General features: G+C 61.3%; 10 protein-coding genes. 4 read left to right on the top strand and 6 right to left on the bottom strand.

The window, feature by feature from the left end:
* Positions 1–78: 78 nt before the first annotated feature.
* The 4 genes from LC343_RS07825 to LC343_RS07810 all read left to right on the top strand — a co-directional run bounded on the left by LC343_RS07825 (position 79) and on the right by LC343_RS07810 (position 6,761).
* Positions 79–1,212, top strand: a complete 1,134-nt coding sequence (locus tag LC343_RS07825) for a metallophosphoesterase family protein (RefSeq protein WP_223476547.1) — start codon at positions 79–81, stop codon at positions 1,210–1,212.
* Positions 1,209–3,827: an AAA family ATPase gene (locus LC343_RS07820; RefSeq protein ID WP_223476546.1), complete on the top strand. Its 2,619-nt coding sequence runs from the start codon at positions 1,209–1,211 to the stop codon at positions 3,825–3,827. The genes LC343_RS07825 and LC343_RS07820 overlap by 4 nt, the downstream gene beginning before the upstream one ends.
* A gap of 245 nt (positions 3,828–4,072) precedes the next feature.
* Positions 4,073–4,291 (top strand): hypothetical protein, encoded by a 219-nt coding sequence (locus LC343_RS07815; RefSeq protein ID WP_223476545.1) that lies wholly within the window; start codon positions 4,073–4,075, stop codon positions 4,289–4,291.
* Positions 4,284–6,761, top strand: a complete 2,478-nt coding sequence (locus tag LC343_RS07810; RefSeq protein ID WP_223476544.1) for an ATP-binding protein — start codon at positions 4,284–4,286, stop codon at positions 6,759–6,761. The genes LC343_RS07815 and LC343_RS07810 overlap by 8 nt, the downstream gene beginning before the upstream one ends.
* A 185-nt stretch (positions 6,762–6,946) precedes the next feature.
* On the opposite strand, the gene LC343_RS07805 is transcribed toward LC343_RS07810, so the two are convergent.
* The 6 genes from LC343_RS07805 to LC343_RS07780 form a co-directional block, all read right to left on the bottom strand.
* A complete protein-coding gene (locus tag LC343_RS07805; protein ID WP_223476543.1) occupies positions 6,947–7,750 on the bottom strand; it encodes a 3-hydroxybutyrate dehydrogenase in 804 nt (267 codons plus the stop codon).
* Entirely contained in the window at positions 7,747–9,261 is a 1,515-nt protein-coding gene (locus LC343_RS07800; protein ID WP_223476542.1) for an AMP-binding protein, read from the bottom strand. Before LC343_RS07800 ends, LC343_RS07805 begins: the two co-directional genes overlap by 4 nt.
* Complete coding sequence (locus LC343_RS07795; protein WP_223476541.1) at positions 9,261–10,421, bottom strand: acetyl-CoA acetyltransferase; 1,161 nt, start codon at positions 10,419–10,421, stop codon at positions 9,261–9,263. The genes LC343_RS07800 and LC343_RS07795 overlap by 1 nt, the downstream gene beginning before the upstream one ends.
* 177 nt (positions 10,422–10,598) lie before the next feature.
* Positions 10,599–11,333 carry an ABC transporter ATP-binding protein gene (locus LC343_RS07790; protein ID WP_223476739.1) on the bottom strand — a complete coding sequence of 245 codons (735 nt, stop codon included), beginning with the start codon at positions 11,331–11,333 and terminating at the stop codon, positions 10,599–10,601.
* 23 nt (positions 11,334–11,356) lie between these two features.
* Complete coding sequence (locus LC343_RS07785; protein ID WP_223476540.1) at positions 11,357–12,175, bottom strand: ABC transporter ATP-binding protein; 819 nt, start codon at positions 12,173–12,175, stop codon at positions 11,357–11,359.
* A 9-nt stretch (positions 12,176–12,184) separates the two neighbouring features.
* Positions 12,185–13,363, bottom strand: coding sequence for a branched-chain amino acid ABC transporter permease (locus LC343_RS07780; protein ID WP_223476539.1), 1,179 nt, complete (start codon positions 13,361–13,363; stop codon positions 12,185–12,187).

The following is a 13,363-nucleotide window of genomic DNA, read 5'->3' as shown; positions in this document are numbered from 1 at the left end:
GAGGGGTCGACGGGGAAATTGCGGGAAATTGACGGCGCAAATATCGTCGGCTGAAATGGATAAGTCTAGGATAAGAAGATGCACACATTTCGCTTCATCCATACTTCCGATCTCCATCTCGGTCGTCGTTTCGGTAATTTTCCAGAAGAGGTTCGTGGTCGCCTGGTCGAAGCCCGACATGCCGCAATCGCGAGCTTGGCCAATGCCGCTCGCGACCATGAAGCCGGACACATCCTCGTGGCCGGCGATCTCTTCGACACCGAGACGCCATCGGAAGCGGTATGGCGACAGGCTGTCGCTGCGATGGGTAAAGAAAATGACATCCATTGGTGGATCATTCCCGGCAATCACGACAGTCTCGCTGCCGAGGCCTTGTGGAAGCGTTTCCGTGGCCAGGCACCGGAAACGGTTCACCTGATCGATGCCGGGGAACCGATCGAGATCGCAGGAGAGGTGAGCCTTTTGCCGGCGCCTCTGCCGAGGCGTTTCCCGGGCATGGATCTGACCGAATGGATGCGGGAATGTTCGACCCCGGAAGCCAACATCCGTATCGGGCTCGCACATGGCGGAGTTGTCAATTTCGGGTCTGAGGACGACGGCCAGGAGATCATCCCGCCGGATCGCAGCTCCACCGCAGGTCTGGATTACCTCGCGCTTGGCGACTGGCACGGCGTCAAGAAGATCGGTGAGAGAACCTATTACTCGGGCACGCCCGAGCGGGATCGCTTCAAGCATGTAGGCCGGGGGTGCTGTCTCGCGGTCACGATCGGTAGCCCTCGCGCCGTCCCTGAAGTTCAAGTCGTCGAAACCGGCCGCTTCAATTGGGCGGAAATCGAAATCCACCTAACGCCAGAGCAGGATCCGGAGACCGCCTTGCAGGCCGTCGTTCCCGGTTCGGCGGGAGACAGGCGCGATTTCCTGATGAAGCTCAACGCGAGGGGTTGGATGCGCTTGCCGGAGCGGGAAGCACTGTCGCGAGCGATCGACCATGTTCGCCATGACTTCGGCTACTTCGAGTATGTCGAAACCGCTCTGCAGACGGAGATCGAAACCGATGATCTCGACGAGATCGCACAGGGCGGAGCGCTGAGGCTGGCTGCTGATGCTCTTTATGGGGGTGCCGAAAACGAGATGGCGTCTGCTGGGGAGCGCGCCATCGCCGCGGCGGCGCTCCGCCGTCTTTATGGATTTGCGAGGAGGCAGGAAAAGTGAAACTTCGCAAGATCCGACTCAACAACGTCCGCCGATTCACGGATCCAGTCGAGATTTCCGGCATAGCGTCCGGGCTCAACGTGCTTGCTGCACCCAATGAGAACGGCAAGTCCACCATCTTCGATGCGCTGCATACGTTGTTCTTCAAGGGGCACCGGTCCTGGGACAAGGAAGTGTCGAGCCTGGCGCCGCATGCCGGGGGCGATCCGGAAGTGGGGCTCGAACTGGAACTTGGCGGCCAAGTCTTCAAGGTCGAAAAGCGGTGGGCGAAAAGCCGCAAAGGCGAAGCGCGTGTCTTCCGCGATGGAAGTCTGCTCAAGCAAGGCGACGATGCCGAAGACTGGCTTTCCGCCGCTTTGAAGTCGCCGAAGGATGGTGGGCCTGCCGGGCTCTTGTGGGTGAGGCAAGGCATTCTTGGTTTGGAGAATGACGATGCGAGTCTGACTGCGCGCCGCGATCTGTTGTCGTCAGTTGCCGGAGAAGTCGAGGCGATGACTGGTGGCCGGCGAATGGAAACCGCGCGACGTCTCTGCAGTGAAGAGCTGGAGCGATATCTTACCAAGAGTGGAAAGCCGAAGACAGGCGGCCCGCTCAAGGAAGCCGAAGAGCTGGTTGCAGATCTGGGCACTAAACATGACGAGCTCTCCGCCAAAGCCTCCAGACTCCGTGCGGAGATCGACCGAAGGAACGGAGTGCGCCGCGAGCTTGCGGCAATCGAGGATCCGGAAGACGACCGTGAAAGGAAAGAGCGGCTTCAGTCTGCCGAAGCCGCGTTTTCCGAAGCCCAGCGCCACGCGGAAACGCTCGAAAAGGAGATCGAATCCGAGAAGTCCAGGTTTCATGAGGTTGGTCGCGCCCAAGACAAGTTGAAAGTGCAAGGCGAGGCGATCACAGAAGCGAAGCAGGCCCGTGATCTCTTGGCCGGCCAAGTGAGCATTCACGAAGAACGGAAACTCGCAAGGCGAGATGCGGAAACCGAACATGCCGACGCCGCACGGCGGTTTGAGGAAACCGAAAAGGCGCTCGTTTTTGCCACCGAAACATTGCGCCATATCCTGCAAGCCAAGTCGGCTGCCTCCGCTGCGGAGCGCAGAGCGGAACTGACGCAGCGGCTCGCAAGGGCCGAAGGTCTGCGGCAGAAAGTCGAAACGGCGAAGGCTGCAGCCGATATCGAGATCGATACCAAGACGCTCCAGAGCCTCGAGGAACTCGATGCGCAAATCCGAACACTCAAGCACCTGCGCGCAAGCGAGGCGGCTTCCGTGACCATGCACTACGACGAAGGCATCTCGGGTTGCGTTGTTATCAACGATGCGGCACTCGCCGACGGCATCCGGTTCCCGGTCCCCGGCGGTGCGGCGATCGATATTGCCGGAGTTGGACGCTTGGTTGTCGAAACGCCCACCGGGTCCGGAGAAACGGATATTGAAGACGCCGAGCGCGCGCTGGCGGATCGCCTGCATTCCATGAGGCTTCAGGACATTGCGATGGCGCGGGAGTCCGGAGGAAAGCGGCAGGGCGCCGAGGCTCAGCTTCGTGATGCAAAGGCAGCCTTGGCTGCCGAGGCGCCGGATGGCATCGATGCGCTGCGCAAGCAGATTGCGGCTCTTCCGGAAGAAGTGGCCAATGCCGATGAACTGCCGGACCCGGCTGAAGCCGAACAGGCCGAGCGGGATGCGAAGGCGGCGCGCGATACTGTCATCCTGAATCTCGAAAAGGCACGCGAACGTCTGAGCTATGCCAAGTCGGAAGAGGCGCGCGCGGCAGCCGCTGTCGAGGCGGCCGAAGCCAGGGTGACCAGGTCACGGAACATCCTCGACAATCTTGAAGAGTTGGAGGCCGAAATCGAGATTCTCCGGCAACAACTCCCCGCGCTGGAGGCAGCTCTTGAGGAGGCAGGCAGCAAGCGGAAGGAGGTCGAAAGAACCGCACCGGACCTCGATGCGGCGACAGCCGCACTCGAGCGCGCGCGTTCCGTCGTCGAGCGCGCTGACCGGGACCGCCAAGAACTCCGCCTAGAATTGCAGCGTCTCGACACGGCGATTGATCTCTATTCCGGTGAAGCGGTGGACGAGGAACTCGCCGATGTCGCGACACGGCTCGAACAGGCTCGCGACAAACTCGCCGAGATCGAGTTCGAGGTAGCGGTTCTGCAACGGCTGGACTCGGCACTCGAGGCAGCGCGTGCGGCCGCGCGAGATCGCTATGTCGAGCCCGTCCTGTCTGAACTCGTGCCGCTCATACGGCTGTTCTGGCCGGAGGCCGAATTGCACCTGGATGCCGATAATGTCCTTCCGACCGCGCTCATTCGCGCAGGCACGGAGGAGGACTTCGATGTCCTCTCTGGTGGCACCAAGGAGCAGATAGCGCTCTTGGTGCGCCTGGCGTTCGCGAGGATGCTCGCGAAGTCCGGCGATGCTGCGCCCATAATTCTCGATGATGCGATTGTCTACACTGATGACGATCGAATCGAGCGGATGTTCGATACGCTCACGCGTGAGGCAAGGGACCAGCAAATAATCGTCTTCACATGCCGACAAAAGGCATTCCGCGATCTCGGCGGTCGCAGCCTTTCCATCGCGCCAGCAAGGCCAGCAATGGCGTCAATAGATTGAGACGGGAAATTCTCAATCTTCAACTTAAACGTCGCCGCTGACTGATTTCAGAAAATGCCGGTGAAACTAAAATTCAGTTGCCCAAAAATTCGGGCTCTTTTGCTTTTACGCGTTTATAACCCGAATTATTATAGCAATGTTTTCGAGAATCACATCAAATGCTATTCTATATTATAAATGAATCGCAATTGGTGTAGCGCAGTCATAGTCGCAAATAGGTTATAAGTCTGCGAGGAGGAGGGACCGTGGCTGGGGAAACAGAGAGGCCGGACAGCTTTCTCACCGCACTGGCGGAAACGTTAAAGAGCACCGAGAGCATGGACGGCGATCTTGCTGACATTCTTTCAGATCATATCCTGAAAATTGAACCGAGCGACAATGCAGTCGCTGATGCTAAGGCGGCGATCGTTGCGCTGGCCGCGCAGCGTGCGGCGCCGAAGGACGAGGAAGCGGTTGATGGCTGATCCCTGCCTCCTGCAGTCGCTGACCCTCGAAGGTTTTCGCGCCTACCTCCAGCAGAAGACCTTTGATTTCAGCAAGAAGCGCTGCCTCGCGATTTTCGGGCCGAATGGCTGTGGCAAATCAAGCATAATCGATGCACTCGAGTTCCTCTTCTCCGAGCACGGAACGCTGAATCGACTTGGACAGCGCACGCGTGACAACCAGGCTGGCCCCACGGCGCTTGCTCATGAAGGCGCCGAAGCCGCCGGCATTATCCCGACGGTCAGTTTCGAAACCATCACTGGGCAGGCCGTAGCTCAGGGCAGTCGAGCCGCTTCGGGAGCGCACCGGCCAGTCCCTGCGGCGGCGACAACCATGAACGAGTTGTTCGTCGTGTCGCCAATCATTCGGGGCTACACTTTACGGACCTTTGTCGAGTCCCATAAACCGGAGAGTCGCTATGCGGATGTTGCCGGTTGGTTGCAGCTCAGCCCGCTAGTCGAGGTGCAAAAGAACTTGCGATTGCTGCGCCGGGACGTGAAGGCCGCCGCCGAGAGCACGGTCGAGCAGACTAGGCTTAGCGGCGTGCTGCGCACGGAGACCGCGCAAGAGGTGCAACAATGGGACGAAGTGGCGGTTCTGGACTATATAAACGACAAGGTCATCGCTCCGCTCGATGCCAACTTGAAGCTTACAGCTCTCGACAAGGGCGATCCAAGTTACTCCGAGATGGGAGAGCGCCTCGAGACCGAAGAAAATCGGATTGGCCTTGCTGGTCTTAAACAGGTGCGCAATGCCGCAGCGGCGCTGTGGCAGAAGGCCGTCTCGGAGGACGATGGCAAAGAAGTTGTCAGCGGCACCATCCCCGACTTCGACGCTGCGCTTGTCGCACTCGCGAACGCAAAATCGCTTGAGGCTGAGGAGCGCGACAAGGCAGCCGACATCGTCTTCGGCTCTGTCTGGAAGGAAGCCGAGCCTCTTTTCGCGGAAGACGCGACGGCGCCAGATTTTTGCCCCGTTTGCGCTACGCCGGTTAATCAGACGACAGCCGGGAGCGTTCCAGCGATCCGAGACCTTCTAGCCGAGCATCTATCCGATCTCAAAACCTATAACGATGCCAAGAAGGCCCTCGATAAAGCTGAGACTGCTGCTATAAAGGCGCACGACCGGCTGGTCGCACGCCTACCTTTGATGATCGAGATTCTGGTGGAGGATGAGCTTGCCGAGTTCAAGACTAAGCTCGTCGATTACCAGGCAAACGTCGCCGGTTGGCCTGCCGCCGACTCTCCTGAATCAACGGAAATCGTCGAGAAAATCTCAGCGCTACTCGCACACGTCGATGAGCAAATCGAGGACATTGAAGCGAAGCAGGGTGACCATACCTGGTCTAAAGCCAAGGCTATTGTCGACGGGCTCCTAGCGCTTCAGGACGACTTCGCGCTCGCAACTAGAACTTCGGCGGAACTGTTAGCGCTTAGCAATGCACTGACGATGCAGTCGGGGCACATCGCTGGCAAAATCCGCGAGAAGGTGCAGTCGCTGTTAGATATGCTGCAGGCACCGATGAATGAAATCTACAAAGAAATACAAGGCGAGCACGCGAAGCCCATTCGGCTTGAGCTGCCCGGCGAAGATGAGACCAATCAGCAGCGCTTGCAGTTGTTAATCGACTTCTCGGAGAATCGACCCGGAGTGCCGCCTGGTGGCTATCTTAGCGACTCACAGATCCACTCGGTCGCGCTCGCACTGCGTCTCGCGGCTATCAAGCAGTTCAACGGCGGCGCGCCGGTTATCGCGCTGGATGATATCGTTACTTCCTACGATGCCGACCATCGCCGCGCGATCAGCGCGCTTATCGCCAAGATGTTCTTCGACTGCCAGATTATCCTCGTCACTCATGACGAGCGCTTTTTCAATTATCTTAAAGACCAACTCGCAGCGAAGGACTGGCAGTTCACTCGAATTATCGGACTAGATCCCGCCTATGGTCCGCGCTTTGCTGATCACAAAGTCACCGATGAAATGATCGAGGCGCGTTGGGCAAACGGGGAACCCGCTGCCAATGAAATGCGCCAGGCTGAGGAGGAATGGCTTCTTGGTATTGCGCGCGGATTTGGCGTTAACGTTCGTATCCGGCCGCTCGAAAAAGCTTATTCTTATGAAAGATCTGAATTGGCTTCAGCGATCGGAGCATTCCTCCGCGACAACAAGCTGACACCCCCTGATGTGCCGGGCGTCAATAACCGCTTTATCGCTAGCCTCATCAAGGGCGACATCGAGAACTTCGGTAGCCACTTTCAGGAAGGACCATATGGTGACGGGTCTATCGGCGACGAAAAAACGCGATGGGGAGAATTTAAGGCCTTCCGTGACCATTTCATTTGCAGCGCCTGCGGTCGCACGAAATTCAAGCGGCCTTTTGGGCTAAGCAAACCGGTGTGCGCTCATGAGGGGTGCGAAACACAGTTCACCTTTGCCGCGCCTAAGGCCTGACGACAAAATCAGTTTGCAGTCCGCTTGCCAACCCTTTGATTCAACACGCGCGAAAAATAGAGCGGTTTGCAGAAAAGCATATAAATTTCAATCATTTGCACCAGACTACGAATCTGGGGGTCAGAGGTTCGAATCCTTTCGGGCGCGCCATTTCTTTCCCAAGCGTTTCAGTCAATTTACGTCAGCTATTGCGCCGTCCAGCCGCCGTCGATGGGAATTGCGGTGGCGGTGACGTTGTGGGCGATCGGGGCGCAGAGCCAGAGCGCCAATGCGCCGATTTCCGACGGATCGGACATGCGCAGCGAAGGCTGCTTTTCCTTCAGGAGATCGGCGATCGCCGCATCCCTGTCGCCGCCGAACGCCTCGGCGCGGTCGCGGACCTGCGGCTCGATGATGGCGGTCTTCGTCCAGCCCGGGCATATGCAGTTGACGGTCACGCCGCCTTTCGTCCGGTCGCCCGCCGCGGCGTATTCCAGCGCCGCCACCTGCGACAGGCCGACGAGCCCGTGTTTGGCGGCGACATAGGGCGCCTTGTCCTTCGATGAGATGATGCCCTGCACCGAGGCGATATTGACGACCCGGCCATAGCCGCGCTCGGCCATGACGGGCAGCGCCGCCTTCATCGTGTGGAACGCGGCGGACAGGTTGATGGCGATCATGTCGTCCCAGACGGAACGCGGCATCTCGGCGAGCGGGGCGGTGTGCTGGATGCCCGCATTGTTGACCAGGATGTCGGCGCCGCCCCATGCTGCCACCGCCTCCATCATTCGCTCGATCTGCTCGGGTCCGCGCAGGTCGCCGTCGAAGAATTCGGCCTCCGGCGCGCCCGCCTGCCGGAGTTTCCCGCAGACCTCGTGGATCTGCGCGTCGCCCGCGATCCCGTGCACGGCGATGCGCGCGCCCGCTTCGGCCAACGCCCTGGCGATGGCGAACCCGATGCCCTGCACCGAGCCGGTCACCAGCGCTGTCTTTCCCGTCAGGTCGGTCATGTCCTCTCCTCCAGTATTTTGCGCAATGCGGTCTTCAGCACCTTGCCGTAATTGTTTTTCGGCAATTCGCGGATTTCGAAATAGGCCTTCGGCCGCTTGAAGCGGGCGATCCGCGCGAGGCAATGCGCATCGAGCGCCGCCGGATCGAACGCTGCCCCGGGGGCTGGAACCACGAAGGCGACCACGTCCTCTCCCCATTCCGTGGAGGGGCGGCCGATCACCGAAACCTCGTGCACGCCATCATGGGTCAGCAGGGCCTCTTCCACTTCGCGCGGGTAGATGTTGGTGCCGCCCGAAATGATGACGTCCTTCGAGCGGTCCTGCAGCGTCAGATAGCCGTCCGCGTCGAGCGTGCCGACATCGCCGGTCATCAGCCAGCCGTCGCGCAGCGTCTTCTGCGACGCTTCCGCATTCTCCCAGTAGCCCGGCATGACCGGAAGTCCCTTGACCATGATCTCGCCGATCTCGCCCGGTGTCAGCGCATTTCCGTCCGGGTCGCCAATCCGGATCTCCACGACCGATTGCGCACGGCCGACGGACACGAGCCTTTCTCGCCAGCGCGGGTGCGCCCGGTCGGCGACATCGGCGCGCGAGAGCGCCGAGATCGCCATCGGACACTCGCCCTGGCCGTAGATCTGGATGAATTTCGGTCCGAACCAGTCGACCGCCTCCTCGATGTCGGCGCGGTACATCGGCCCGCCGCCATAGACGACAGTGCGGATGCCGTCGCCGCGCCGTCCTGTTGCCTTCGCGCGGTCCGTCAGCCGCCGCACCATAGTCGGCGCCATGAACATGGAGGTCGGGCCGGAGTCTTCCGACAGGTCGAGAACCTCGTCGGCGTCGAAGCCGCCGGATTTCGGGCACAGATGCCGCGCGCCGCCGAGCACGTGCACCGGCGCGTAGATGCCGGCGCCATGGCTCATCGGCGCGGCATAGAGCGCCGCGTCGTCGGCCGAAACCGTGTCGACATCGGCGAGATAGGAAAGCGAGGTCGCCATCAGCATGCCATGCGTGATGCGCACGCCCTTGGGATGGCCGGTCGTCCCGGACGTGTAGAACAGCCAGGCGAGATCGTCGGGCGTCCTCGGTTCCGCGACCCGACCGGGCCCGTCGGTTATGGCGAGGAAACGATCCGTCGAGATGTCGATCGGTTCGGCGTCGGTCGCTTCGGCCAACGCAGCCCCCGGATCGGGCGTGACGAACACGATCTTCGCCCCGGCGTTTTCGATGATCCAGGCGGCTTCCTTCGCATGCAGCTTGGCATTGATCGGCGCGGCCGCCGCGCCGGCGATCCAGATGCCGTAAAGCGCGACGAGATAGTCCGGGCAGTTCTTCATGAACAGCGCCACGCGGTCGCCCGGCTTCACGCCGTCGCGTCCCAGTGCCGCCGCAAGGGCGGATGCGCGGGCATGGAACGTCGCGTAGTCCGCGACGACCGTCTCGCCATGCAACAGGGCGGGACGCTCGCCGGCAACGGCGGCCGTCCGCTCCAGCCACACGGCGAGGTTCATCAGGTTTTCACCGCTTCCAGGATCGAGCAATAATTGGCCACGCCGGACCCGCCCATGTTGAAGACCATGCCCGTCGCTGCGTCCGGCGCCTGCATCTCCCCGGCATCGCCCGTCACTTGCCGCGACACCATCACATGCATGGAGACGCCCGTCGCGCCGACGGGATGGCCCTTGGCCTTCAGTCCGCCCGACAGGTTCACCGGCAGCGCGCCGCCCGGATAGACCGTACCGTTCTTCAACGCCTCGACGCCACGGCCGGGCTCGGTGAGGCCCATCGCCTCGTAGATCAGCAGTTCCGCGATGGTGAAGCAGTCATGCACTTCGGCGAGATCGAGATTGTCGAGTTCGACACCCGCCGAGCGCATTGCGCGGCGGATGGCCTCGCGCGGTCCCTCGAAGGCGAGCACGTCGCGCGCCGACATGGGCAGGTAATCGTTCACCTGTTCGGCGGCGCGCATCATTACGGCGCGCGGCATCGATGGGACGAGATCGTCCGCGACGAGCACCAGCGCTGCTGCGCCGTCGGAGACCAGCGAACAGTCGGTCTTCTTCAGCGGCGGCGCGATCATCGGATTGCGCTCGCTCTCGGTGGCGCAGAACGCCATGTCGAGCGGCTTGCGCAATTGGGCCAGCGGGTTCTTCGCGCCGTTGGTGTGGTTCTTGGAGGCGATCATCGCCAGCGCTTCGGTCGCATCGCCAAAACGCTCGAAATAGGCCTCGGCGAATTGCGCGAAGACCTGCGGGAAGGAGAGGCCGGCTTCCTCCTTCTGGTAGGAGGCATGACCGAGCGCCGCCGCGACCTCCGCCGTTGGCAGATGCGTCATTTTCTCGACGCCGATCACCAGCGCGACCTTCGCCTCGCCGGCGAGAATGGCGTTGCGTGCCGCAAAGACCGCCGCCGACCCCGAGGCGCAGGCGTTTTCCAGTCGCGTCGCGGGCTTGAACCGGAGGCCCGGATCGATCGACAGCGCCAGCGAGGCCGGAAAACCGTCCGGTACCATGCCGCCATTGAAATGACCGACCCAGATGCCGTCGATATCGTCAGCCGAAACACCGGCATGCGCGAGCGCCTCGGCGCCGGCCTCGCGGATCAGGTCTTCGAGCGACAGCGCAGAGAGCTTGCCGAACGGGGTGTGGCCCCAGCCAACGATATGAACCATGAGGTCTCCTCCTCTAATTGCACCAAGAATAAGCACTCCGGGTCGAAGCGATCAATTCAATATAAAAACAGGCGTTGTGGCGCAGCGCGCCATTTGCGGCAGACAGGCCGCATGAGGGCTGACGAAAAAGGCCCGCGCGATGGCGGGCCTTGCTCTCGTCGTTTGCGATGATCGCGGTCAGATCGCCAGGTAGTCGTGGCGCAGCTTTTCGTTTTCGAGCACCTCCTTGGCCGAGCCGTCATAGACGACCTCGCCGGTGTCGAGGATGATCGCGCGGTCGGCGAGTTTCAGTGCGGCGACCGCGTTCTGCTCGACGATGATCGTCGTGATGCCCGCATTGCGGACCTCGATCAGCGCTTTCTCGATGTCGTGACGCACCACTGGCGCAAGACCTTCATAGGGCTCGTCGAGAAGCAGGAGCTTGAGGTCGCGCGCCAGGGCCCGGCCGATCGCCAGCATCTGCTGCTCGCCGCCGGAAAGAGTCGTGCCCTCCTGCTTGCGGCGCTCCTTCAGCCGGGGGAACAGCGCGTAGATGCGCTCGTAGTCCCAGCCGAGTTCGCCCGCGATGCAGGCGAGGTCGAGATTCTCCTCGACGCTCATGCCCGGAATGATGCGTCGGTCTTCCGGGACGAGCTGGATGCCGTGAAGCGCCGCCTGGAAGGACTGCATCTTGTGGACGGGCTCGCCCTTCAGCCAGATTTCGCCATTGCGCAGTTCCGGCGATCCGGCGCGTGCGATGGTGCGCAGCGTCGAGGTCTTGCCGGCGCCGTTGCGGCCGAGCAGGGCAAGAATCTCGCCTTCGTTGATGTCGAAGGACACGTTCTGGACGATGTAGCTGTCGCCGTAGAAGGCCTTGAGATTGCGGACCGCGAAATATTGCGATTTCGGATCGGCCGCCTTCGGCTGGACCATCGTGGCGGGATCTGTTGCGTCCGTCATACCTGCTCCTCCCCGAGATAGGCTTCCTTGACCCTCGGGTCGTTCTTGATCTGGTCGGGCGTCCCCTGGGCGATGATGCGGCCGCCGGCCAGCACGCTGATGCGGTCTGCCAGCGAGAACACGACATGCATGTCGTGCTCGATGATCACCTTGGTCATGCCGCCTTCCTTGATCTTCTTGAGAAGATCGATGGTGGCGTTGGTGTCGTGGCGCGCCATGCCGGCCGTCGGCTCGTCGAGCAACAGCAGCTTGGGATGCTGGATCAGGCCCATGGCCAGTTCCAGCCGCCGCTTGTCGCCGCGCGACATGCTTGTCGCCGGCGCGTTCAGCTGGGCATGCAGACCGACGCTGTGGATCACGTCGATCGCTTCCTGGCGGATCGCCTTCTCGCCGGCAAAGGACTTGAAGGGATTGAGCTTGAAGTGGCCGTCCCGTTTCGACAGCGCCGGCACCATGACGTTTTCCAGCACGGTCAGGTCGAGAAAGACCTCCGGCGTCTGGAACACGCGGGCGACGCCGAGCTGATTGATCTCGTGCGGCGACTTGCCGGTCAGCGTATCGCCGTCGAAGATCACCGCGCCGCGGTCGGGCTTCAGACGGCCGACGCAGACATTGAGCAGCGTCGACTTGCCGGCGCCGTTCGGACCGATGATCGCATGGGTCTCGCCCTTGCGCACGTCGAGATCGACGTCTGACAGGGCATGCAGCCCGGCAAAGCTCTTGTGGACGTCGTCGATATGAAGGACCTTGTCGGGAATACCGCTCTTGAAGCCGCGGTCGTCCTCGTCATCCCTGATGTTTTCGGCAACAGACATGATTTCCCCCTATTCCGCGGGTTGGCCGACGGCATTGGCCTCATCGGCCTTGTCGGTCCGCTGCTTGCGGAAGATTGAAGCGATGCGGCGCGCACCTTCCATCAGCCCGCCGGGCAGGAAGATGACGATCACCATGAACAGGAAGCCGAGCGTCAGGTGCCAGCCTTCGCCGACGAAGAAGGAGAAGAACTCGACGAAGAAGTTCTGGAGCCCGTCCGGCAGACCCGAGAACGCCTGGTGCAGGATACCCTCGTTCCAGGAGGAGACCTTCTGCTCGGCATATTTGATCAGGCCGGCGCCCAGCACCGGACCGACCAGCGTGCCGGCGCCGCCGAGGATCGTCATCAGAACGACTTCGCCCGACGCCGTCCACTGCATGCGTTCGGCGCCCGCGATCGGATCGGTGACCGCCAGCAGCGAACCGGCGAGGCCCGCATACATGCCCGAGATCACGAAAGCCGAGATCAGGTAGGGGCGGGTGTGGATGCCGGTGTAGTTCAGCCGGTTCTGGTTCGACTTGATCGCCTTGAGCATCATGCCGAAATTTGACTTGGTGATGCACATCGCGATGAAGAAGCAGATGATCAGCAGCACGGCGCAGAAATAGAAGCCCGGATAGCCGCTCATCTTCATGCCGAAGAAATTGGTGATCGGTACGCCGATTTCCTGGATGCCCATCGCCTGGTCGATCAGGCGCACGTCGCCGTCACGCAGCGAGACTGCTGCGCTGTCGCGGATCGCGCGGACCTGAAGGCCGGTTTCGCCGTTGGTGATCGGCGTGAGCACCGAATAGGCGAGGTTGTAGCTCATCTGCGCGAAGGCCAGCGTCAGGATCGAGAAGTAGATGCCCGAACGCCGGAGCGACACGTAGCCGATCAGGAAGGCGAACACCGCCGCCATACCGACCGACAGGATGACCGCCGGAAGCACGTTCATCGTCAAGAGCTTGAACGACCACACCGACACGTAGGAGCCGATGCCGATAAACGCGGCGTGGCCGAAGGACAGGTAGCCGGTCAGGCCGAACAGGATGTTGAAGCCGATCGCGAAGATGCCGAAGATCGCGATCTTCTGCAGCAGGTCCGGATAGGCAGCGCCGATGGGCTGCAGGGCCCATGGCAGGACGAGGATGATGATGGCGAACCCGATCAGCAGGAGCCAGTCGTTGCGTGTGAAAGTCGATAGCAT

It is taken from the genome of Oricola indica, from assembly GCF_019966595.1.
GTDB lineage: Bacteria > Pseudomonadota > Alphaproteobacteria > Rhizobiales > Rhizobiaceae > Oricola > Oricola indica.
The sequence above is the reverse complement of the archived record's forward strand: the minus strand, read 5'-3'. Positions and strand labels throughout refer to the sequence as shown.

Excerpts from the sequence above, each read along its gene's own strand:
- LC343_RS07795 (WP_223476541.1), bottom strand. The coding sequence starts at position 10,421 with ATGGTTCATATCGTTGGCTGGGGCCACACCCCGTTCGGCAAGCTCTCT.
- LC343_RS07785 (WP_223476540.1), bottom strand. The coding sequence starts at position 12,175 with ATGTCTGTTGCCGAAAACATCAGGGATGACGAGGACGACCGCGGCTTC.
- LC343_RS07800 (WP_223476542.1), bottom strand. The coding sequence starts at position 9,261 with ATGAACCTCGCCGTGTGGCTGGAGCGGACGGCCGCCGTTGCCGGCGAG.
- LC343_RS07825 (WP_223476547.1), top strand. The coding sequence starts at position 79 with ATGCACACATTTCGCTTCATCCATACTTCCGATCTCCATCTCGGTCGT.
- LC343_RS07805 (WP_223476543.1), bottom strand. The coding sequence starts at position 7,750 with ATGACCGACCTGACGGGAAAGACAGCGCTGGTGACCGGCTCGGTGCAG.
- LC343_RS07810 (WP_223476544.1), top strand. The coding sequence starts at position 4,284 with ATGGCTGATCCCTGCCTCCTGCAGTCGCTGACCCTCGAAGGTTTTCGC.
- LC343_RS07780 (WP_223476539.1), bottom strand. The coding sequence starts at position 13,363 with ATGCTATCGACTTTCACACGCAACGACTGGCTCCTGCTGATCGGGTTC.
- LC343_RS07790 (WP_223476739.1), bottom strand. The coding sequence starts at position 11,333 with ATGGTCCAGCCGAAGGCGGCCGATCCGAAATCGCAATATTTCGCGGTC.